Raw genomic sequence first — 21,964 nt, 5'->3', positions numbered from 1 at the left:
CCTATCGGCGGGTGCTGCCGATCCATTTCACCACGGGCCTTGAAAAACCGGCCCCGTTGCGCAATGTCGACCGAAACCAGAATGCGAGGATGCGGCATGGGCCTGCCTATCAGAGATCAGATGAAATACTGGGGTGTCGCGGGGGCGCTTTTTCTGGTGTTCCTGTGGTTCACCGGTGACGTGCTGCTGCCGTTTCTGATCGGGGCGGCGATTGCCTATTTCCTGGATCCCGTGGCCGACCGGCTTGAAGCCGTGGGGCTGAGCCGCGCGATGGCCACGATGGTGATCACGCTTGTCGCCCTGCTGATCTTTGTGCTGATGGCGCTGCTGGTGATCCCGACCTTGATCAATCAGGCCGTCAACCTGTTCGAGGTCGCCCCCGAGCTGGCCCGCAATTTCACCAATTTCCTGACCGAACGTTTCCCCGCCCTGCTGGACGAAGGATCGACCCTGCGCAGCTCGATCAACTCTATCGGGTCGACCATTCAGGAACGCGGCGGAGAGGTGCTGAACACGGCGATCTCCTCGGCGGCGTCGCTGCTGAACGTCATGGTGCTGTTTGTGATCGTGCCGGTGGTTGCCGTCTATCTGCTGCTGGACTGGGACCGAATGGTCGCCCAGATCGACCGTTTGCTGCCGCGCGACCACGCGCCGGTGATCCGTCGCCTTGCGCGTGACATCGACCGCACGCTGGCGGGGTTCATCCGCGGCATGGGCACCGTCTGCCTGATTTTAGGGGCCTATTATGCCATCGCGCTGATGCTGGTGGGGCTGCAATTCGGCCTTGTGGTGGGCTTTATCGCGGGGCTGGTTACCTTCATCCCCTATCTCGGCGCGGTTCTGGGCGGTGCCTTGGCCATCGGTCTGGCGCTGTTCCAGTTCTGGGGGGATTGGTTCTCGATCGGGATGGTGGCGGGCATCTTCGTGCTTGGCCAGATGATTGAAGGCAACTTCCTCACCCCCAAGCTGGTGGGCAATTCGGTCGGCCTGCATCCGGTCTGGCTGATCCTCGCGCTGTCGGTCTTTGGCTCTTTGTTCGGCTTTGTCGGCATGCTGGCCGCCGTGCCGATTGCCGCCGCCCTTGGAGTGGTTGCACGCTTCGCGACCGAGCAATATGTCGAAAGCTCGCTATATCAGGGCACGCAGCGCAAGACCCTGGACGAAACGGCGGACTGACACGATGGCACAACAGCTTGGACTTGACCTTCCCAGCCGCCCCGCACTGGGACGGGACGACTTTTTCGTCGCCCCGTCCAACGCGATTGCCGTGGCCATGATCGAGGGCTGGCAGGCCTGGGCGGGGCGCAAGATGGTGCTGACCGGCCCGCCCGGATCAGGCAAGACCCATCTGGCGCATGTCTGGGCCAATCTGTCCGGCGCAGGCATCATCGACGCGCGCGACATTGCCACGGGCGATATCCCCGCGCTGGCTCAGGGCCCGCTGGCGGTCGAGAACGTGCCCGACATCGCAGGCGACAATGCGGCCGAGACGCATCTTTTCCACCTGCACAATCTGGTGCTGGCCGAAGGCCATAGCCTGCTGCTGACCGGCACCCCGGCGGTGCCCCAATGGGGGCTGCATCTGCCTGACCTGACCAGCCGTATGCGCGCGGCGACGGCGGCCGCACTTGAAGCGCCCGATGACAGCCTGCTCACGGCCGTCATGGCCAAGCTGCTGGCCGACCGCCAACTGACCCCCAAACCCGATGTGATCCCCTATCTGCTGCTGCGAATGGACCGATCTTTCGCAGCTGCCGGTGATCTGGTCGCGGCACTGGATGCCGCCAGTCTGGCGCAACAAAAGCCGGTGACACGGGCGCTGGCCGCACAAGTGCTGGACAATGGGTTTAACGCCGCGCGATAGTCTTCTCAGATTTCGTCACAAACCCATTACAATGCAACGCCATAAGGCCGTCATGACAAACGCTGACTTTCTCGAATCCGCCTTCGTTCCGCCGCAGGATATGCCCGATCTGGACATCACCGGCCCCGGTCGTTTCTATAACCGCGAGCTCAGCTGGCTCGGGTTCAACTGGCGTGTTCTCGAAGAGGCCAAGAACCCCCGCGTGCCGCTGCTGGAACGCCTGCGCTTCCTGTCGATCTCGGCAGGCAACCTCGACGAATTCTATACCGTGCGTGTTGCGGGCCTGCGCGAGCTGGCTCAGGCGGGCAACACCACCCCGGCCAGCGACGGGCTGACCCCTGCCCAGCAACTGGTACTGATCAACGAAGACGCGCGCAAGCTGATGACCGAACAACAGCGCGTGCTGGTCGATCTGATGTCCGAGATGGACGACCAGAATATTATGCTCGAACGCGCCGCTGATCTGGACGAGGCCGATCTGGCCTATCTTGACGATGTATTCCTGCACCGTGTCTTTGCGGTTCTGACCCCGCTGGCGATTGACCCCGCGCACCCCTTCCCCTTCATCCCCAACACCGGCTACGCCTTGGCGCTGCAACTGGAACGCACCAGCGACAAACGCCCCCTTCAGGCGCTGCTGCCGATCCCGGCGCAGATCGACCGTTTCGTCGCTCTGCCCGCCGCCGAAGGCTCGCTGCGGTTCCTGCCGCTTGAAGATCTGCTGGTGCTCAAGGTGCCGGGGCTGTTTCCGGGCTACAAGCTCAAGGCGCATTTCGAATTCCGCGTGCTGCGTGACAGCGACCTTGAGGTCGAGGAAGAGGCCGAAGATCTGGTGCGCGAATTCGAGGTCGCCCTGAAACGCCGCCGCCGCGGCGAGGTCGTGCGCCTGACCCATTCCGCCGGTGCCCCCGAAAAGCTGAAATCCGTGGTCATGGCCGAACTGGGCGTGCGCCCGCAGGATGTGATCGAACTGGACGGGATGATCGGCATCAACGACCTGTCCGAGCTGGTGACCGACAGCCGCCCCGATCTGCTCTGGCCGCAATTCACCCCGCGCATCCCCGAACGCGTGACCGACCACGAGGGCGATATGTTCGCCGCGATCCGGTCCAAGGACATGCTGCTGCACCACCCCTACGAGACCTTCGATATGGTGGTCCGCTTTCTGGCACAGGCCGCGCGCGATCCTGATGTGGTGGCGATCAAACAGACGCTCTACCGCACCTCGCGCGACAGCCCCATTGTCGAGGCGCTGTGCGAAGCCGCCGAAGACGGGAAATCCGTCACCGCGCTGGTCGAGCTCAAGGCGCGTTTCGACGAGGCTGCCAACATCCGCCAGTCACGCCGGCTGGAACGCGCGGGCGCACATGTCGTCTATGGGTTTCTCGACCTCAAGACCCACGCAAAAATCTCGACCGTGGTGCGCCGCGAGGGCGATCAACTGGTCACCTATACCCACTATGGCACGGGCAACTATCACCCGATCACCGCGCGCATTTATACCGATCTGTCGCTGTTCACCTGTGACCAGAAGCTGGGCCGCGACGCGACCAAAGTGTTCAACTACCTGTCGGGTTACGCGCAACCTGACACGCTGGACAACCTCGCCATCTCGCCCATCTCGTTGAAGCCGCGCCTGCTGGCGATGATCGCCGCCGAGGCCGACCATGCCGCAGCCGGAAAACCGGCAGAGATCTGGGCCAAGATGAACTCCATCGTGGATGCGGATGTGATCGACGCGCTTTACGCCGCGAGCCAGGCAGGGGTAAAAATCAGCCTGGTGATCCGCGGCATCTGCGGGTTGCGCCCCGGCATCAAGGGGCTGTCCGAAAACATCCGCGTGAAATCCATCGTCGGGCGCTTTCTGGAGCATTCACGCATCGTCTGCTTTGGCAATGGCTACGGGCTGCCGCATAAGAAATCGCGGGTCTTCATGTCCTCCGCCGACTGGATGGGCCGCAACCTGACCCGCCGCGTCGAAACCCTGGTCGAGATCGAGAACCCCACCGTCAAGGCGCAGATCACCAGTCAGGTCATGGCGGCCAATCTTGCGGATGTGGCGCAAAGCTGGGTCATGTCCCCCGATGGCAGCTTTGCCCGCCCCGAGATTGCAGAAGGCACCTTCGCCTTCAACTGCCACCGCTTCTTCATGGAGAACCCCTCTCTCTCCGGGCGCGGCACGGCGGGCGCATCCGACGTCCCGAAACTGACCCATACCGAAGACTAACCGCTTCATTTTGCCTATAAACTCTCGCCGAAGGCGCATCTGTCCGCTTGCGTTCCCGCTGGCGTTTGTATCCCCCCAACGCGGCGGGGTTTTTCACGTGCCCGTTTGCGTTAACGATTGACGCGGCGGGCCGGCTGGGCCAACTTGCCCCCCAAACAAAGGCCCCCGCAGGAGCGTCCGTGGCAGATAAAACCGACACCCCTCCGCCCTCTCCCGTCCCCGAAACGGGCGTCGCTGATCTGGGCCTGTTCGGCAAACCCCTGTTCCTAGACCCTTCGGCCCGTGCGCTGGCGCGTGTGGGCGTGGTCGATGTGGGGTCGAACTCTGTCCGGTTGGTGGTGTTTGACGGGGCCGCACGGTCGCCAGCCTATTTCTACAATGAAAAGATCATGTGCGCCCTTGGGGCGGGCATGGCCGAAACAGGCCACCTGTCGCCCGAAGGCCGGGTCCGCGCTCTCTCTGCCATGCGCCGCTTCAGCAAGCTGGCACAGGGCATGGGCCTGTCCGAGCTGACCGTCGTCGCCACCGCCGCCGTGCGCGATGCCAGCGACGGGCGTGATTTCTGCGACGAGGTGCAGCGCGAGACGGGCCTGAAGATCTGGGTCATCGACGGCGAGGAAGAGGCGCGGCTGTCAGCGCAGGGTGTTTTGCTGGGCTGGCCCGGTGCCTTTGGTCTGGTCTGCGACATCGGCGGGTCGTCGATGGAGCTGGCAGAAATCTCGGGCGGGCGCGTGGGCAAACGGGTGACCTCGGCGCTTGGGCCGCTGAAACTGCGCGACATCAAGGGCGGTGCCAAGGCACGGCAGGCGCAGATCAAGACAGTGATCGAAGAGCTGGCCGAAAAGATGGGCGCACAGCGCGACCGTCTGTTTCTGGTGGGCGGCTCATGGCGTGCCATCGCGCGCATCGACATGGTGCGCCGCGGCTACCCGCTGCACGTGCTTCATGAATACCGGATGACCCCGAAATCCGTCCGCGAGACGGTGAAACACATCCAGACCAGCGACCATGAAGAGCTGCGCAAGATCAGTGGCGTCTCCTCCAGCCGGATGGCATTGGTGCCCTTTGCCGCCGAAGTGCTGTCGCGGCTGGTCAAGACCTTCAAACCCAAGGATATCGCGATCTCCAGCTACGGGATCCGCGAGGGGATGCTGTATGAACAGATGCCCCAACGCCTGCGCGACCGCGACCCTCTGATCGAGGCCTGCCGCTTTGCCGAAGCCAAGGACGCGCGCACACCGGGGTTCGGTAAAGCGCTGTTCGACTTTATCCTACCGCTCTATAAATCCGCGCCGCCGCAGCGCAAACGTCTGGTCAAGGCCGCCTGCCTGCTGCACGATGTCAGCTGGCGCGCGCATCCCGACTACCGCGCCGAAGTCTGTTTCGACAATGCAACGCGGGCAAATCTGGGCGGGCTGAAACATTCAGAACGGATCTATCTGGGGCTGGCCCTGCTGCACCGCTATTCCAACAAACGCGAGAATACCCGTTTCGAAGACCTTTATGAAATGGTCGATGAAAAGACCCGGCTAGAGGCCGAGATTCTGGGCAAGGCCATGCGCTTTGGCGCGATGCTCTGGATGAACCCAGAGGAAGAGCGCGGCCACCTGCGCTGGTTCCCCAAGAAAAAGCTGCTGGAGCTGTGGCTGACCGACGACATGATGCCCCTGTTCGGAGAGGTCGCCGAAGCGCGACTGAATTCCCTCGCCCTATCCCTGGGGGCCGAGGTCCAGCTTAAGACTTGCAAGAAATAGCCTGTCTTACAGGTCGATCTGCGGCACCTCGTCCAGATAGATCGCGGGCGGGGGCGGCGTTTCCTCGGGTGTCTTGTCTTCGGGCATGTCATCTTCCGGCGCGGGGTCTGGCTTGCGGCGGATCACAATATCGCCGTTGGGCATCTTTTGGGGCGGCTCATAGACGCTCCAATCCTCGACCTCTTCCAGAAGATCGGTAAAGGCGGGCCCCATCTCGGAAATGAAATTCCGCAGCGCGGGGCTGGCCTTGCGCCCCCACTCGCCCAGCCCTTCCAGCGCGGGGGCCATCTCTTTCTTCATACCGTCAAAGAAATCCCGCGCCCCGCGTTCCATCAATGAAAAGCCGGAGCCGTCGTTTTCCTGCTCCTGCGCCACGGCGACACTGGACAGGCAGATCAGGGTGGTGGTCAAAAGAAACTGTCTCATGCGGTGAAGACTGCCCTATTTCATCTTGTGATGAAAGCGGGATTAAAGGCGCGTCGACAGGTCCAGATCAATCGTCACCGGAAAGTGATCCGACGCCGTGATCAAGGCGTCGCGCAACGCGGCATCCCCCCAGCATCCCGGGTCGTCCAACGGGTGCCAGATGCGCCAGTGCGGCCGATGCGCGGTCAGGGCCGGGCTGATCATGATGTAATCCAGCAGCGCCTGCAGATAGCGTTTTTCGGGCGCGATCCAGAAGCGTGACGTGGTGGGCATCGCCCCGATCCGCTGGCCCAAGGCGCGGGTCGCATGGGGATCGACGAGCGCGCGATCTTGCCGGTGGCCCATCACAATCTCGACCGAGGACCGCCCAAAAAGATCCTCGAAACTGTCGAGGCCCGGCCCATCGTTCAGATCGCCCAAGACCATCAGCGGCGTGTCATCGTCTAGCTGCGCATCGATCCGCCGACGCAGCCAGATCGCCTGCGCCAACTGCTTGCGTCGGTTGGCGATGCCGATGCGCAGCGCATCCTGCGGCGTCTTGGCCCCATGGGGGGCCTTGGATTTCAGATGCGCGCCGATCATGTGAAACGCCACCCCTTCGCGGGTAACGATATCCAGCTCGAGAGGCGGTTTGGAAAAGACGACATGATCCTCGCGCGCGTCGATATCCAGATCAATGTCCAACGTCCCGTCAAAGCGTGGCGCATCCCCCTGCCCGGCCGAACCACCGGGCGCATGGGTAGCCGACAGCCGGTCCGGATCGAACAACAGCGCGATTTCCTGCTGCGTGTCATTGGCAAAGCCGATCACCGCCTTGCGGGTGCGCAGATCGAAATGCGCGGCAAAGCGTTCCAATGCGGCCACGGTGCCGCGTTTTCGGCTTTGGTCAGGGGCCTCGATCACCATCACAGCATCGGCATCCATCGCCCGAAACACGGTGCCCAAAGCCTGCGCCTGCTGCGCGCGGGTGATATTGTGGCGCGCCGACCACCCGTCATCCAGCAACAGTTGGTCCTCATCGTCGAACAGACCTGTGAACCATTCAACGTTATAGGTCGCGATCCGCATTACTGCGCCTTGCCTGACCAGGTCTCCCACGCGCGGTTGATGTCGATCATGCGTTTTTCGGCCATGGCGATGGCCTCTTGTGGCAGGCCACGGGCGACCAAAGCGTCGGGGTGATTGGCCCGCACCAGCTTGCGCCACGCCGCGCGCCCCTCTTCAAGCGAGGCATCGGGCGGAATGCCCAGAACCGCATGGGGCAACGGCGAGGTATCGGGCACGAACCGCGCCCGAAGCGAGGCAAAATCGCTGTCATCCATCGCGAAGATCTGCGCGACACGCACCAGAAACGCATCCTCGTTCGGGTGGTACATGCCATCGGCCATGGCAATGTGGAACAACCCTTCGATCAGGTCATGCAACGTCTCGGGCTGGTCCGCGAACATCTGCGCAATGCGCGCGGCGTAATCCTCGAACCCGGCCACATCGTGCCGGGCCAGATTGAACACCCGCGCCGCCCCCTGCTGGTCGGCCTCGGCAATCTGGAACACTTCGCGAAAGGCGGTAACTTCGTCGCGGGTCACCTGCCCGTCGGCCTTGGCCATCTTGGCCCCAAGCGCGATCACCGCAATGGTAAAGGCCACCGACCGCTCTGGCGGGGTGCGCAGACGGTCGAAAACAGCCGACAGCCCCTCACCGGCGGTGAGCGCTGACAAAGCTTCGGTGATGCGAGACCAAATAGACATGACGCCCACCATACGGGGCAGCGCCGGGGAAGTCAGCGGGGCGTCAGCATTTTCTGCATCAAAATTAGGTCAAGCTGCTGCCCGTTCTTCTGCCCGATGCGCGGCATCCTGCCCACGTGGTCAAACCCGAGCGCTGCATGAAAGCCAACGGCACCCGGATTGGCCCCGCTGATCGCCGCCACCATGACGCGCCGCTCCTGTGCGACGGCCGCATCACAGGCGGTTTGCATCAAAGCACGCCCGGCACCCGCGCCCTGCGCTGCGGCATCCAGCACGATCGAATGCTCCACCGCATCGCGATACCCCACCCCGCTGCGAAAGGCCCCGTAGGTGATGGAACCGGTGACACCCTCCGCGTCGGCCACCCAGAACTGCCCGGCGCGACCGGCGATCAGCGCCGCGACCTCTGCATCGGTCTTGGGCTGCGACGTGAAGGTGAACAGCGTCTGGGTGATCATCACATTCCACAGGGCCGCCACCACACCGGCGTCACTGCCCTTTGCAGGTCGGATGATCACGCCAGCACAGCGCAGCCCGCAGGCGTATCAAACCGGGCAGACAGCGCCGGTGTCCCGACCTCGAACACGACGCGCGCATCGCTGAAGATCGGGGCAAGCGTTGCCGCCAACGTCTCTGCCTGCGGGTGCTGGACCGTCAATGTCACCAAACGACAGCCAGAGGCATCAAGCCGCTGGGTCGGATGGGCCTCGCCTTCCCATTGCATCAAGGCAGGGGCGCAATTGTCATAGGGCAGCATACCGGTGTCCGGCACCGCCATACGCCAGCGCAGATCCCCACGCTGCAACGCCACCGGCGCGCCATAGCCTTCGGGCAAGGCTTCCAGCGTCGCCTCAAGATCATCGCAGCGGCAAATCCAGTTGGACAGCCGCGCCGGGCCGTTGAACCGGTCCAGATCAAACCAGCGCGCATAGGCAGGCGCAGGCGCGTCGGGGTCTACGGCAATCGCCTCCAGATACAGCGCATCGCCAAGCCCCAGCAGGTGGTTATGCGTGCCAAACACCGCATGTGCGCCGCCCGGTTGCAACGGCACCCCAAGCACCTGCGCGGCCAGGTCTGAGGCGGCTTTCAGGCTCTCGCCCGCGACGGCAAGATGGTCCAGTTCAATCATTGGTCCTGCTTCCAGATGGTTCAAATCCTCGGGGGAGTGTGAGGGGGCAGACAGCCCCCTCGCGCCCGTTTAGCTGCGTGCGGCACGGATCAGTTTCAGGATATCCTGCGCGGCATTGGGGATATTGGTCCCCGGCCCAAAGATCGCCTTGACCCCCGCGTCTTTGAGGAACTTGTAATCCTGCTGCGGAATGACGCCGCCGCAGATGACCAGAATATCCTCGGCCCCCTGATCCTTCAGCGCCTTGATCAGCTGCGGGGCGAGCGTTTTGTGACCCGCCGCCTGGGACGAGATGCCGATGACATGCACGTCGTTGTCCACGGCATCCTGCGCGGCCTCGGCGGGGGTCTGGAACAGCGGCCCCACATCCACGTCGAACCCGATATCGGCAAAGGCCGTCGCAATGACCTTGGCCCCGCGGTCGTGCCCGTCCTGACCCATCTTGACCACCAGCATACGCGGACGGCGGCCTTCCGCTTCGGCGAAATCCTCGACCGATTTCTGGATTTCCGCAAAGCCGCTGTCGCCCTCATAGGCCGCGCCATAGACGCCGGCCAATGTCTTGACCTCGGCGCGGTGACGTCCGAATTTTTCTTCCATCGCCATGCTGATCTCCCCTACGGTGGCGCGGGCGCGGGCGGCTTCGACCGCCCCTTCCAACAGGTTTCCGCCCTCTGCGGCGCGGCGGGTCAGCTCGGCCAGGGCGGCTTTGCAGGCGTCTTCGTCACGCGCGCTACGGATCGCTTCGAGACGCTTGATCTGGCTGTCGCGCACCTTGACGTTATCGACATCCAGAATGTCGATCTCGTCCTCGACCTCGCGGCGGTATTTGTTGACCCCGACGATCACCTCGGTGCCGCGGTCGATCTTGGCCTGACGCGTGGCGGCGGCCTCTTCGATGCGCAGTTTCGGCATGCCGGAGGCGACGGCCTTGGTCATCCCGCCCAGTTCTTCCACCTCTTCGATCAGCTTCCATGCGGCGTCTGCCAGATCGGCGGTCAGCTTCTCGACATAGTAGCTGCCAGCCAGCGGGTCGACGACATTGGTAACGCCGGTTTCTTCTTGCAAAATCAACTGCGTGTTGCGCGCAATGCGCGAGGAGAAATCGGTGGGCAGGGCAATCGCCTCGTCCAGCGCGTTGGTGTGCAGCGACTGCGTGCCGCCCAGAACCGCGCTCATCGCCTCGTAGGCGGTGCGGATCACGTTGTTATAGGGGTCTTGTTCCTGAAGGCTCACGCCGGAGGTCTGGCAGTGGGTCCGCAGCATCGAGGATTTGGGGTTCTTCGGTTTGAATTCATCCATGATCCGCGACCACAGCAGACGCGCCGCGCGCAGTTTCGCGGCCTCCATAAAGAAGTTCATGCCGATGCAGAAAAAGAAGCTCAGCCGGGGTGCAAACCGGTCCACATCCATGCCCGCCGCAATCGCCGTGCGTACATATTCGCGGCCATCGGCAAGGGTAAAGGCCAGTTCCTGCACAAGGTTCGCGCCCGCCTCTTGCATGTGGTAGCCCGAGATCGAGATGGAGTTGAACTTCGGCATGTGGTCCGAGGTATATTCGATGATATCCCCGATGATCCGCATCGAGGGCTCGGGCGGATAGATATAGGTGTTGCGGACCATGAATTCTTTCAGAATGTCGTTCTGAATGGTGCCCGAGAGCACGGATTTATCATGCCCCTGCTCTTCGCCCGCGACGATGAAATTCGCCAGGATCGGGATCACCGCGCCGTTCATCGTCATGGAGACCGATACTTTGTCGAGCGGGATGCCGTCGAACAGGATCTTCATATCCTCGACGCTGTCGATGGCCACGCCCGCCTTGCCCACGTCGCCCTCTACCCGGGGGTGGTCGCTGTCATAGCCGCGGTGGGTGGCCAGATCGAAGGCCACCGATACCCCCTGCTGCCCCGCCGCAAGGGCGCGGCGGTAAAAGGCGTTCGATTCCTCTGCCGTAGAGAACCCCGCGTATTGGCGGATCGTCCACGGGCGGCCGGCATACATGGTCGCCTTCACCCCACGGGTAAAGGGTGCCTCGCCCGGGATGCCGCCCAGATGGTCCAGCCCTTCGGTGTCTTCCGCGGTGTAAAGCGGTTTTACATCAATGCCTTCCAGCGTGTGCCACGTCAGGTCATCGAGGCTACGCCCGCGCAGTTCCGCCTCAGCCAGATTGCGCCAGTTTTCTTTGTCCGCTGTCATGGTGGTGTCCTTTTCTTCTATCGCCGTCTGGCCAGCTTGTGCCGGCTCTTGGGGCGGTTGATGTCTCTGTCAGGGTGGCAAGACCATCCGCACCGGCTATCAGCCAGAACAGATCGTCCGCATAGGTTTCACGCAAGGCCGCGGCCTGCGCGTCGCTAAAGGGGTGCCAGTTGCCCAGCCCGTCACTGCGCAGCCCTGCCGCGTCGGGGCCCATCTGCGCACGCAGGCTGGCCTCGTCCGGGCGGCGGTTCAGCCAATAGCCTTGGGTGGTGGCGGGGGCAGCGCGACCGGTGAGCTGCGTAAACAGCGCATCGGGGCGGCCCGCGTAGTCGTCATAGCGGGCGATGCTGATCTTCGCCTCGGGCAAGGCGCAGGCAAGATCGGTGATGACATCGCGCCAGCCGCGCCGGTCATGGGCGATGCGGTCAATCTGGTCGGCGTCCGGTACGGGATGCCCGCGCCCCACGGTATAGGCCAGCGCAGAGGCCCACCAATGGTCCGTCTGCCGGATGGTCAGCACCACCTGCGTCACGCGCCCGCCAAAGCTGGCCCCGAACCGCGCCATACGTTCGCCGATGGCCGGAAACAGCCGCCCGCTGCGCACCGAATGGCGCGCCGAACCGATCATATTCTCGTCCGAGATCAGCAGTTGATCCGCCCCGAGGTCCCGCGCCTTGCCCATCAGCAGCGACACGCGCCCGTTTACCAAATTCGGCCCCGAGGCCAGCATTCCCGACGCCGGAAACAGCCCCGCAAACAGCCCGCCACGGGTCTGGCGCGGCCCCCAGACGCAGGTCCCCTGCGCCGCAATGGGGTCGGCGTGATCCGCCAGATAGCGTTGAAAACTGGTGGTTCCTGTACGGTGCGCACCGACGTGAAGAAGAATATCCATGATCTGCTTGCCCAATCCTTGAACGGGGGCCAGCCACTGTGGCCCACTAAGAGTTTGAGCCACAGTCATGCCCGCAAACCTGTTGCAGAGTGCTTAATATGCGCAGATGTCCGGTTGTGCATCGCAATTGCGTCGCGCAAGCTTATATCTGTACGGACAGGAGACAAAATGAAACCAGTGATAGCCCTTGTTTTTGCAGGATTGTTTGCGGTCTCGGCGGGGGCGCAAACGGCCACGGAACCCGAGGTTCCCGGCTTGTTCCTGCCCGCAGATATGGAAGATTTGAGTGAATTCCACTGGAAAAAAAGACCGGTTCTGGTCTTTGCGGACAGCGAGGATGACCCCGCCTTCCAATCCCAGATGGAGCTTTTGCGCGAGCAGCCCGAAGACCTGATCGAACGTGACGTGATCGTCCTGACCGATACCGATCCGGGCGCGCGCAGCCCGTTGCGGCTGCGGATGCGGCCGCGCGGGTTCATGTTAGTGCTGGTGGGCAAAGACGGCGGGATCAAGCTGCGCAAGCCCCGCCCCTGGGATGTGCGCGAGATCACCCGCAGCATCGACAAAATGACCATCCGGCAACGCGAAATTCGCGAAGCCAAGGAAAAGTCAGGTAAAATCTTCGACTGAACAGCCAGCAGCCGCTGCAATATGGGCCGGTGCTGCGAAGGGATCCCCCGCAGCGCCGTGTTGTATCCCATGATGGCAACGGCTGGCATGGCGCTTATTCGAACTCGATGATGACATCATCCACAGCGAGGCTGTCACCCGCTGCGGCATTGACCTTGGACACTTTGCCCTTCTTCTCGGCGCGCAGGATGTTTTCCATCTTCATCGCCTCGATGGTGCAGAGGTTCTGGCCTTCCTGCACCTCGTCGCCAACCTCTACATCGATTTTCACCACCAGACCCGGCATCGGGCACAGCAGCATTTTCGATGTGTCGGGCGGCAGTTTCTCGGGCATCAGACGGGCCAGTTCGGCCTGACGCGGGTTGCGCACATGCACTTTCATATCCGCGCCACGGGCCCGCACGCGGAACCCGCCAGAGATTTTGCCGACCTTGAACACCAGCGGTGCGTCGTCGATGGTCATCTCGGCCAATTGGTCGCCCGGTGTCCAGTCGCCCGCAACGCGCAGCGCTGTGCCGTCGTCGAAGGTCACCGTCGCGCCCTTTGGGTCGGCCTGAATTTCCACATCGAACGACTGGCCTTGCAGCGCGACGTTCCAAGCGGTGCCGACCTTGCGTTCGTGGTTGTCCATGCGGCCCGACACGCGAGTCCGGCGGATCTCTCCGACGCGGTGCATGGCTGCGGTGGCCGCCGCGATCCGGCGCAGTTCTGCGTCGGGCAGTTCTACCCCGTCGAAGCCGTCGGGGTATTGTTCGGCGATAAAGGCGGTGGTCATGTTGCCTTCGACAAAGATCGGATGATCCATCACGGCAGAGAGGAACGGCAGGTTGTGCCCGATGCCTTCGACCTCGAAGCTATCCAGCGCCACGCGCATGCGTTCAATCGCCTCGGCGCGGGTCGGTGCCCATGTACACAGCTTGGCGATCATCGGGTCGTAATACATCGAGATCTCGCCGCCCTCGTAGACACCGGTATCGTTGCGCACAGCCGTGTCACCCGCTGGCGCATCGCCCTGCCATTTGTCGTTGGTCAGCAAGGGGCCGGCCGCAATCTCCATCGGAGGACGGTAGCGCGTCAGACGGCCGATGGAGGGCAGGAAGCCGCGGTACGGATCTTCGGCATAGAGCCGGTTTTCGATCGCCCAACCGGTCAGTTTCACGTCGTCCTGGGTGATGGTCAGCTTTTCGCCATTGGCGACGCGGATCATCTGTTCGACCAGATCGACACCGGTGATCAGCTCGGTCACGGGGTGTTCCACCTGAAGACGGGTGTTCATTTCAAGGAAGTAGAAGTTCTTGTCACCGTCCACGATAAATTCGACCGTACCGGCAGAGGTATAGCCAACGGCCTGCGCCAAGGCGACGGATTGCTCGCCCATGGCTTTGCGGGTGGCTTCGTCAAGGAAAGGCGACGGGGCCTCTTCCACGACCTTCTGGTTGCGGCGCTGGATCGAACATTCGCGTTCGCCCAGATAGATGCCATTGCCGTGGGCGTCGCAAAGCACCTGAATTTCGATGTGACGCGGCTGGGTGACGAATTTCTCGATAAAGATACGATCATCGCCAAAGCTATTGGCGGCCTCGTTCTTGGACGACTGGAACCCCTCGCGAGCCTCTTCGTCGTTCCACGCGATACGCATCCCCTTGCCGCCCCCACCGGCAGAGGCCTTCAGCATCACCGGATAGCCGATTTCGTTCGAGATCTTCACCGCCTCATCCGCGTCTTCGATCAGCCCCATATAGCCGGGGACCGTGGAAACACCGGCCTCCTGCGCGATTTTCTTGGAGGTGATCTTGTCGCCCATCTTCTCGATCGCGCCCTTAGGGGGGCCGACAAAGGCGACGCCAGCGGCCTCGAGCGCCTCGGCGAATTTCGCGTTCTCGGACAGGAAGCCATAGCCCGGGTGTACGGCCTGCGCGCCCGACTGCTTGATCGCGTCCATGATCTTGTCGATCACGATATACGACTGGTTCGCGGCAGGCGGGCCGATGTGGATCGCCTCATCGGCCATCTGGACGTGCAACGCCTGCGCATCAGCGTCGGAATAGACGGCGACGGTTTCGATGCCCATCTTCTTGGCGGTCTTGATAACGCGGCAGGCAATCTCGCCGCGGTTGGCGATCAGGATCTTATTGAACATCGACTGTCCCTTTTGGTCTTGAGTGAACGGAAAAACCCCGCATCAGCACGCGGCTGAGCGGGGCAAAATCTTTGGCACTGCAGCTACCGCGACCGGAGGCCGCGGCAGATGTCAGATTATTGGCAGCGTACTGCGCCGGATTGGCACGCCAGTACGTTTGCGCCGGCACCGATGGCTGCGCCTTGCGCGAGGCTACCGCCTGTGACGGCTGCAGCACCGGCACCCACGACACCACCGCCGAGCGCTTGTTCGCCCAGTGTGTCACCGCATGCAGCGAGGCCAGCGGAGGCAGTAACGGCGAGAAGAATTGTTTTGATGGACATGGGATTAAACCTTTTATTGATCGTGCGTTATTCGTGATGTGATACTGATAAACGCATGGTTTCGCAGAAGGTTCCACCGCGGTTTGAATAACGGCGCGCGCCCCTGCCCCGACGGGCAAATTACCGCCCAACATGCCGCGCATGTGGCAAAAACCAGCCGAAAGGAAGGGGGCGACGCGCATGATCAATCCTCGAACGCGTCGGGGAAAGACGCCCGGGCAAGGGCTTCGTTGATGACCAGCATCGCGTCATAGTCGGCTGGATCAAAGGGGTCGTCTACCGCGACGACCTCGCGGCCAAAGAGCCAAGACAAACGCCCCGCGTCCAGATTGCCCCTTTCGAACGGCTGGTCGCCAAAGGCTTCCCACAGCGCGCGCATAAAGGCCGTGTCAACGCGACGGTCCGCCGCCTTGCGGTCGGAACGGCGTTCGCGACGGGTCAGCGGGGTGACCCCACGCGGGTTGGCGCGACGGATAACGAATTGATAGTCTGATCCGGGCATACGCCCCGGAAAACCGCGATGTTTCAGCATGATACCCCCCAGACTGCGAGGGCGATGCGCGGTGCTACCCCTGCGTTACATGCCGCAGAGGGGTTGGAGACAGGCGCAAAGGCCTGTCCCCGACAAGCATTACTTGTACTTGCCTGTGTACACGGGCTCAACCGAGATGGGCTCGGGTGCGACCACGACATATTCTTCTTGCTGCTTGGGTGCGCATGCCGCAACGGCTGCGATAAGGCCGAATGCGGCCAGCATTGTGATGCTCTTGGACATCTAAGTCTCCTGTCACTGTTTAAAGGGCCCGGCACTGCCTCATGCCAATCAGACCCCGATGTTAAAGTAAGAAATACGTCGGTATTCCCCGCCGCGACATTATCGCAGTTCATTGGCGTTGCATACGGTGTGCTTTCCAATGCGGCCAGATGTGACGCCAAAGCCGCAGTTCGGCGCGCTGGTGCCGCAGCGCTCGCAAGATGTTGTGGGTGCATCAAAGGCCCTCCCAGATACAGGTGTCGTTGCTCAGGCGAAATGCCTCGAAAAACTGTGTGGCCTCGGGGTCGGACACCCCGAATTCCGTGACGCGATCAGCCAAAGAGATCACGATGACCTCTCCGTCCAGCGCATGTTGCGCCATGTAGGGAATGGCCAGCGCGTCGCACAGATAGGTCATATCGGCCCCAACCTGCGCAAAGTCCACAGCGCCCGTATCGCGCGCGATATAAGGGGCCACAAAACGGAAGCGCAGCCATGTCTGCACCCCCACCTCGTCTATCAGCACCTCTTGCAATTCGATGCTTTCGCCCGACGGCACCTCGACCGGCTGCGCCGCGGCAGAGGCCGTGGCGAAAGCTGCGCAAACCGCAAGCCACTTCAGTGCCGCACCCGCTGGATGCAGCCCGAAGGGCAATGACGCGGAAAGAGAGGGGTGATCGGTAACCAAAGCGGTCTCCTGCCCCTCGCGGTGCCCGCAAAGGCCCCGCGAGGGATATGGATTAAACGACGTTAGAGCGGGATGTTGTTATGCTTTTTCCAAGGCATCGCGGCTTTCTTGTTGCGCAAAGAGGCAAAGGCGCGGGCAATGCGCTTGCGCGTGGTCCGCGGCTGGATCACCTCGTCGATAAAGCCACGCTCTGCCGCGACAAAGGGGTTCGCGAAACGCTCTTCGTAATCGGCGGTATGGCGTGCGATCTTTTCGGGGTCGTTCAGATCGGCACGGTGGATGATCTCTGTCGCGCCCTTGGCCCCCATCACGGCAATCTCGGCTGTGGGCCACGCGTAGTTGAAGTCGGACCGCAGGTGCTTGGACGCCATCACGTCATACGCGCCGCCATAGGCTTTGCGGGTGATGACCGTCACCATCGGCACCGTCGCTTCGCCATAGGCGAACAGCAGCTTGGCACCGTGTTTGATCACGCCGCCATATTCCTGCCCCGTACCGGGGAGAAAGCCGGGCACGTCCACCAGCGTCAGGATCGGAATTTCGAACGCATCGCAGAAGCGCACAAACCGCGCCGCCTTGCGCGAGCTGTCGATATCAAGGCAGCCCGCCAGCACCATCGGCTGGTTCGCGACCACACCCACGGTGCGCCCTTCGATACGGATAAAGCCGGTCAGGATGTTCTTGGCGAAGTCTTCCTGAATTTCGTAAAAGTCGCCTTCATCCGCGAGCTTGTGGATCAGCTCTTTCATGTCATAGGGCGTGTTGGCGTTGCTGGGCACCAATGTATCAAGCGACGCCTCGATCCGGTCGGGTTCGTCAAAGAAGGGGCGCACGGGCGGCAGGTCGCGGTTGTTGGCAGGCAGGAAATCGACCAGACGACGCACCTCGGCTAGTGCTTCGACGTCATTTTCAAACGCGCCATCCGCGACGGAGGATTTGCGCGTGTGCGTCGTCGCGCCGCCCAATTCCTCTGCGGTGACCTGTTCGTTGGTCACGGTTTTCACCACGTCAGGGCCTGTCACGAACATATAGGACGTGTCTTTCACCATGAAGATAAAGTCGGTCATCGCAGGGGAATAGACCGCCCCGCCCGCACATGGCCCCATGATCACGCTGATCTGCGGGATCACACCGGAGGCTTCGATATTGCGTTGGAACACCTCGGCATAGCCCGCGAGGCTGTCGACGCCTTCCTGAATACGCGCGCCGCCGGAATCGTTGATCCCGATGACAGGCGCACCGTTCTGGATCGCCATATCCTGAATCTTGCAAATCTTCTGCGCGTGGGTCTGGGACAGCGACCCGCCAAAGACCGTGAAATCCTGACTGAAAACATAGACCAGACGGCCATTGATCGTGCCCCAACCGGTGACAACGCCGTCACCTGCGGGTTTTTGCTGCTCCATCCCGAAGTCGGTGCAGCGGTGGGTGACGAACATATCGAATTCTTCAAACGACCCATCATCAAGCAACAGGTCGATCCGCTCGCGGGCGGTCAGCTTGCCACGGGCGTGCTGCGCATCAATGCGCTTTTGCCCTCCGCCCAGTCGGGCGTCGTCGCGGCGGGTTTCAAGCTGTTCCAGAATATCTTTCATCACGCACCTCTATAAGATTTCCGCCACCGTAACGCCGCCCCCGCGCGAACCAAAGTGCATTTTTGCAAATTTGCAAAAACTATACACCCACCCATTTGCTAATTGAAAACTTGCAAATCGTTCGGTTACCGTATGGTTCTGGATAGACAAGATGCAACCGCAGGCATACTGATATGCAATGATCAAGGATAACCCCGTCCGTTTTCTGGATAAAACATCCCCCCCGCATATTTCCACGCTGATCCTTCTGTCGGGGATCGGGGCGCTGGCGATGAATATGTTCTTGCCAAGCCTTCCCGCAATGGCTGAATATTTCGACGCCGATTACGCTGTGATGCAGCTTTCCGTGCCGCTTTATCTGCTGTGTAGCGCGGTACTGCAGGTGCTGATCGGCCCGATTTCGGACAATCTGGGCCGCCGCAATGTGCTGCTATGGGGGTTGGCGATATATATGGTCGCGACGGTGGGCTGTATCTACGCCCCCACGACGGCTGTGTTCCTTGCGTTCCGCTGCGTGCAGGCCATCGTCGCCGTGTCGATGGTGCTGAGCCGTGCAGTGGTGCGCGATATGTTCGCCCAAGATAAAGCCGCCTCGATGATCGGCTATGTCACGATGGGCATGGCACTGGTGCCCATGATCTCCCCCGCTGTGGGCGGGTTGCTGGAACAATCTTTCGGCTGGCAGGCGACCTTCTGGGCGATGTTTTGGATCGGGGCGCTGGTACTGGCGATCACATGGTTCGACCTTGGCGAGACCCACGTCGCGTCAGGGCGCACGCTGACCCAGCAATTCGCCGAATACCCCGAGCTGCTCGGCTCTCCGCGGTTCTGGGGGTACTCGATGGCGGCGGCCTGCTGCTCGGGGGCGTTCTTCGCCTACCTTGGCGGCGCGCCCTTTGTGGGCAGCGTCGTTTTCGGCATGGAACCGGCCGAGCTTGGCATCTATTTCGGCGCGCCCGCCGTGGGCTATTTCCTTGGCAACTTTATCACGGCCCGCAAAGCGACCGTGGTCGGCGTCAACACGCTGGTGCTTTGGGGCTGTCTGGCCAATGCGATTGGCGGGTCGGTGTCGATGATGATCTTCCTGCTGGGCTATGGATCGCCGCTGTCGTTCTTCGGGATGATGACGCTGGTGGGCCTTGGCAACGGGCTGTGCATCCCCAACGCCACCGCGGGCCTGTTGTCGGTGCGCCCGCATCTGGCGGGCACGGCATCCGGGCTTGGCGGCGCGATCATGATTGGCGGTGGTGCGGGGCTGAGCATTTTGGCCGGCGCCCTGCTGAGCGAGGAGACCGGAGCCTACCCGCTGCTCTGGATCATGCTGGCTACCGCCGTGGCGGGCGTCGCGTCGATCTTGGTCGTGATCCGCCGTGAACGGGCGCTTGGCATTGCCTGACGGGCCTTGCCGCCGTTAGTTTGCAAAGATACGGTTTGCAGAACCGGTAACTTTGCAAAGGCCCACCCCGATGGCGATCCAAAAGCTATACGCTGGCGCAAAACTGCGCGAGCTGCGCACCAATCTGGCTCATACCCAAAAAGAATTCGCCGCGCGGCTTGGCGTATCCCTCCCGTACCTTAACCAGATGGAGAACAATAACCGACCCGTCAGCACCACGGTCGTCTTGGCACTGGCGTCTGAATTCGGGATGGACGTCACCGAACTGTCCAGCGGGGACAGCGAACGGTTGGTCAGCGACATGCGCGAAGTCCTGTCTGATCCGGTGTTCGAGGGCGATGTGCTGCCACTGGCCGATGTGCAGCTTGCGGCCTCCAACGCGCCGGGATTGGCGCGGGCGTTCATCAAGCTGCACCAAAGCCACCGCCAGACCCAGGAACGGCTGGCCTATCTGGACGAAGCCTTGGGCCGCGAAGATGCCCGCCCCTCCCCCAGCCCGTGGGAAGAGGTGCGCGACTTCTTCCATTATTGCGACAACTATCTGGATGCCGTGGACCGCGCCGCCGAGTATTTCGCCCGCGACACCGGCACCGGCCAAAGCCTGCGCGACACCACGCTAGAGGCGCTGTCCAGCGCAGGCATCACCGTCGCCTTCGACGAGACAGATGCCCTGCGCCGCTATGATCCGGCCAGCGGCGTGTTGCATGTCTCGGCCCGCGCCTCGCAGGCCACACAGACGTTCCAGATGCTGCTGCAGGTCGCCCTTGTGCGCCAGAACGACCTGCTTGAGGCAACCTTGGATTTCGCGCGTTTCAACAGCCCTGCGGCCCGTGACATCGCGAAGATGGGGCTGGCGAACTACTTTGCCGGGGCCGCGCTGATGCCCTACGCCCGGTTTCTGGAGCGCGCCCAAAGCTGCCGCCACGACCTCGAGGTGCTGGCCTTCTGATTTCGGGGCGTCGATCGAACAGGTCGCGCATCGGCTGTCGACGCTGCAACGCCCCGGGTCAAAGGGGATTCCGTTCTTCTTTGTCCGTGTGGATCAGGCGGGCACAATCACAAAACGCCATTCGGCCACCCGTCTGCAATTCGCGCGGTTTGGCGGGGCCTGCCCCCTGTGGAACGTGCACAGCGCCTTTGAAACGCCGGGCCGCTTCCTGCGTCAGCTGGCCGAAACGCCGGACGGGGTACGCTATATCTCGCTGGCGCGGGACATCTCGAAGCCGGCGGGGCGGTTTGGCGCGCCGGTGCGGCGCTATGCGATTTCACTGGGGTGCGAGGTGCGCCATGCGCCCGCGCTGGTCTATGCAGACGGGATGGACACCACCCGCGCCTTTGCATTTGAACCCATCGGCATATCTTGCCGTATTTGCGAACGTAAACATTGCCACCAGCGGTCTGTGCCGCCGCTGGAACGCCAGCTGGTGGTGGACCCGAACCTGCGCGACGTGCTGCCCTATCAGGTGGATTGACCGCTTACCGCTTGGCCGCCCGCCATCCCGCGGCACGCGCCTGCGCCGCGGTGCAGAACCAGCGTTCGCCCTTGTCGGTGCGGATCACGGTGCGGTCATAGTCGTGCTGTCCGGGCACGTGAAAGATCCGCGTGCCCTTGCTGCTGACATTCCCCTTGATCACACAGCCGCCCGGCCCTGTCGAGGCGACGGGCTTTGGCGCTGCTTTAGAGGCTTTGCGATAGGCATCGGGGCGCTGCGTTTCATAGGCATGTACCCCGCGTCCCGCCCGCTTGGCCGCCGCTTCGGTTGCGACATAGGCGCGGCTGTAACGCGCGTAGGAAAAGGCAAGCCCCGCCGCGACCAAAGCTTCCCCCATATCCTGCCCTAAGGCGGCACAACGCGCGACAATCCGGCCATAGCGGTCGGTATCCACTCGCTGGCAGTCGGCCCGCTGGCCGTCATAGGTGGCACGCACCTGCGCCGTCACCCAAGCGCCGCAGTTCAACACGCGCCCATCCGTGGCACGGCAAGGCTGGTCGCCTTCGACCGCATCGATGCCGAAAAGCCGGATCCGCGTCTCACCCAATGCGATCGTATCGCCGTCGATCACCCGGATCTCGCCCGTCAGGCGCGGTTCGACCGCCGCAGCGGGTTGCGTGAAAACGGCGACCAGCGCCGCGGCGAAACATGAATGAAGGAGGACTTTCATATCCCGTTGATTGGGGCGTTTTCACGCCTCAATCAA

General features: G+C 62.3%; 20 protein-coding genes and 1 pseudogene. 7 read left to right on the top strand and 14 right to left on the bottom strand.

Annotated elements, in window-relative coordinates; genetic code table 11:
• The first annotated feature begins 96 nt into the window (after positions 1 to 96).
• The 4 genes from SJY36_RS05415 to ppx all read left to right on the top strand — a co-directional run bounded on the left by SJY36_RS05415 (position 97) and on the right by ppx (position 5,845).
• The gene (locus SJY36_RS05415; RefSeq protein ID WP_386173506.1) at positions 97 to 1,176 is read left to right on the top strand and encodes an AI-2E family transporter; all 1,080 of its coding nucleotides are present in this window, start codon (positions 97 to 99) and stop codon (positions 1,174 to 1,176) included.
• Between the two features lie 4 nt (positions 1,177 to 1,180).
• Positions 1,181 to 1,864: a hypothetical protein gene (locus tag SJY36_RS05410; RefSeq protein WP_005852349.1), complete on the top strand. Its 684-nt coding sequence runs from the start codon at positions 1,181 to 1,183 to the stop codon at positions 1,862 to 1,864.
• Between the two features lie 52 nt (positions 1,865 to 1,916).
• A complete protein-coding gene (locus SJY36_RS05405) occupies positions 1,917 to 4,091 on the top strand; it encodes an RNA degradosome polyphosphate kinase (RefSeq protein WP_039911814.1) in 2,175 nt (724 codons plus the stop codon).
• A 179-nt stretch (positions 4,092 to 4,270) separates the two neighbouring features.
• On the top strand, positions 4,271 to 5,845 hold the full coding sequence (gene ppx / locus SJY36_RS05400) for an exopolyphosphatase (RefSeq protein WP_386173504.1): 1,575 nt from the start codon (positions 4,271 to 4,273) through the stop codon (positions 5,843 to 5,845).
• A 6-nt stretch (positions 5,846 to 5,851) separates the two neighbouring features.
• Here ppx and SJY36_RS05395 read toward each other — a convergent pair whose 3' ends face one another.
• The 7 genes from SJY36_RS05395 to SJY36_RS05365 all read right to left on the bottom strand — a co-directional run bounded on the left by SJY36_RS05395 (position 5,852) and on the right by SJY36_RS05365 (position 12,239).
• Positions 5,852 to 6,271 carry a hypothetical protein gene (locus tag SJY36_RS05395; RefSeq protein ID WP_009826515.1) on the bottom strand — a complete coding sequence of 140 codons (420 nt, stop codon included), beginning with the start codon at positions 6,269 to 6,271 and terminating at the stop codon, positions 5,852 to 5,854.
• Positions 6,272 to 6,313: 42 nt separating this feature from the next.
• Entirely contained in the window at positions 6,314 to 7,339 is a 1,026-nt protein-coding gene (locus SJY36_RS05390; RefSeq protein ID WP_386173501.1) for an endonuclease/exonuclease/phosphatase family protein, read from the bottom strand.
• Complete coding sequence (locus SJY36_RS05385) at positions 7,339 to 8,019, bottom strand: molecular chaperone DjiA (protein ID WP_037944973.1); 681 nt, start codon at positions 8,017 to 8,019, stop codon at positions 7,339 to 7,341. The genes SJY36_RS05390 and SJY36_RS05385 overlap by 1 nt, the downstream gene beginning before the upstream one ends.
• Positions 8,020 to 8,051: 32 nt before the next feature.
• Positions 8,052 to 8,537, bottom strand: a complete 486-nt coding sequence (locus SJY36_RS05380; RefSeq protein ID WP_386173499.1) for a GNAT family N-acetyltransferase — start codon at positions 8,535 to 8,537, stop codon at positions 8,052 to 8,054.
• The gene (locus SJY36_RS05375) at positions 8,534 to 9,148 is read right to left on the bottom strand and encodes a VOC family protein (RefSeq protein ID WP_386173497.1); all 615 of its coding nucleotides are present in this window, start codon (positions 9,146 to 9,148) and stop codon (positions 8,534 to 8,536) included. Before SJY36_RS05375 ends, SJY36_RS05380 begins: the two co-directional genes overlap by 4 nt.
• 69 nt (positions 9,149 to 9,217) lie before the next feature.
• Positions 9,218 to 11,347, bottom strand: a complete 2,130-nt coding sequence (gene scpA, locus SJY36_RS05370; protein ID WP_037943775.1) for a methylmalonyl-CoA mutase — start codon at positions 11,345 to 11,347, stop codon at positions 9,218 to 9,220.
• Positions 11,310 to 12,239, bottom strand: coding sequence for a hypothetical protein (locus SJY36_RS05365; RefSeq protein WP_386173495.1), 930 nt, complete (start codon positions 12,237 to 12,239; stop codon positions 11,310 to 11,312). The genes scpA and SJY36_RS05365 overlap by 38 nt, the downstream gene beginning before the upstream one ends.
• Positions 12,240 to 12,407: 168 nt before the next feature.
• On the opposite strand from SJY36_RS05365, the gene SJY36_RS05360 reads away from it, so the two are divergent.
• Positions 12,408 to 12,869: a DUF4174 domain-containing protein gene (locus tag SJY36_RS05360; protein ID WP_037954287.1), complete on the top strand. Its 462-nt coding sequence runs from the start codon at positions 12,408 to 12,410 to the stop codon at positions 12,867 to 12,869.
• Between the two features lie 94 nt (positions 12,870 to 12,963).
• Here the strand turns inward: SJY36_RS05360 and SJY36_RS05355 are convergent, their stop codons facing one another.
• The 6 genes from SJY36_RS05355 to SJY36_RS05330 all read right to left on the bottom strand — a co-directional run bounded on the left by SJY36_RS05355 (position 12,964) and on the right by SJY36_RS05330 (position 18,369).
• Positions 12,964 to 15,009: an acetyl/propionyl/methylcrotonyl-CoA carboxylase subunit alpha gene (locus tag SJY36_RS05355; RefSeq protein ID WP_005852328.1), complete on the bottom strand. Its 2,046-nt coding sequence runs from the start codon at positions 15,007 to 15,009 to the stop codon at positions 12,964 to 12,966.
• Between the two features lie 116 nt (positions 15,010 to 15,125).
• Complete coding sequence (locus SJY36_RS05350) at positions 15,126 to 15,332, bottom strand: hypothetical protein (protein ID WP_037943771.1); 207 nt, start codon at positions 15,330 to 15,332, stop codon at positions 15,126 to 15,128.
• Between the two features lie 184 nt (positions 15,333 to 15,516).
• On the bottom strand, positions 15,517 to 15,864 hold the full coding sequence (locus tag SJY36_RS05345) for a hypothetical protein (RefSeq protein ID WP_005852325.1): 348 nt from the start codon (positions 15,862 to 15,864) through the stop codon (positions 15,517 to 15,519).
• Between the two features lie 99 nt (positions 15,865 to 15,963).
• The gene (locus tag SJY36_RS05340) at positions 15,964 to 16,107 is read right to left on the bottom strand and encodes a hypothetical protein (RefSeq protein ID WP_005852323.1); all 144 of its coding nucleotides are present in this window, start codon (positions 16,105 to 16,107) and stop codon (positions 15,964 to 15,966) included.
• 214 nt (positions 16,108 to 16,321) lie between these two features.
• Positions 16,322 to 16,774, bottom strand: a complete 453-nt coding sequence (locus SJY36_RS05335; RefSeq protein ID WP_235208501.1) for a DUF6497 family protein — start codon at positions 16,772 to 16,774, stop codon at positions 16,322 to 16,324.
• Positions 16,775 to 16,836: 62 nt separating this feature from the next.
• On the bottom strand, positions 16,837 to 18,369 hold the full coding sequence (locus SJY36_RS05330) for an acyl-CoA carboxylase subunit beta (RefSeq protein WP_005852320.1): 1,533 nt from the start codon (positions 18,367 to 18,369) through the stop codon (positions 16,837 to 16,839).
• 178 nt (positions 18,370 to 18,547) lie between these two features.
• Here SJY36_RS05330 and SJY36_RS05325 point away from each other — a divergent pair, with 178 nt between their 5' ends.
• Both SJY36_RS05325 and SJY36_RS05320 read left to right on the top strand, forming a co-directional pair.
• Positions 18,548 to 19,765 (top strand): multidrug effflux MFS transporter, encoded by a 1,218-nt coding sequence (locus SJY36_RS05325; protein ID WP_005852318.1) that lies wholly within the window; start codon positions 18,548 to 18,550, stop codon positions 19,763 to 19,765.
• A gap of 70 nt (positions 19,766 to 19,835) precedes the next feature.
• Positions 19,836 to 21,237, top strand: a pseudogene (locus SJY36_RS05320) (short-chain fatty acyl-CoA regulator family protein).
• Positions 21,238 to 21,241: 4 nt separating this feature from the next.
• On the opposite strand, the gene SJY36_RS05315 reads toward SJY36_RS05320, so the two are convergent.
• Entirely contained in the window at positions 21,242 to 21,928 is a 687-nt protein-coding gene (locus SJY36_RS05315) for a thermonuclease family protein (protein ID WP_386173491.1), read from the bottom strand.
• Positions 21,929 to 21,964 lie beyond the last annotated feature (36 nt).

The organism is Sulfitobacter sp. R86518 (genome assembly GCF_042466275.1).
Classification (GTDB): domain Bacteria; phylum Pseudomonadota; class Alphaproteobacteria; order Rhodobacterales; family Rhodobacteraceae; genus Sulfitobacter; species Sulfitobacter pontiacus.
This window is presented reverse-complemented; position numbering and strand designations above follow the sequence as displayed.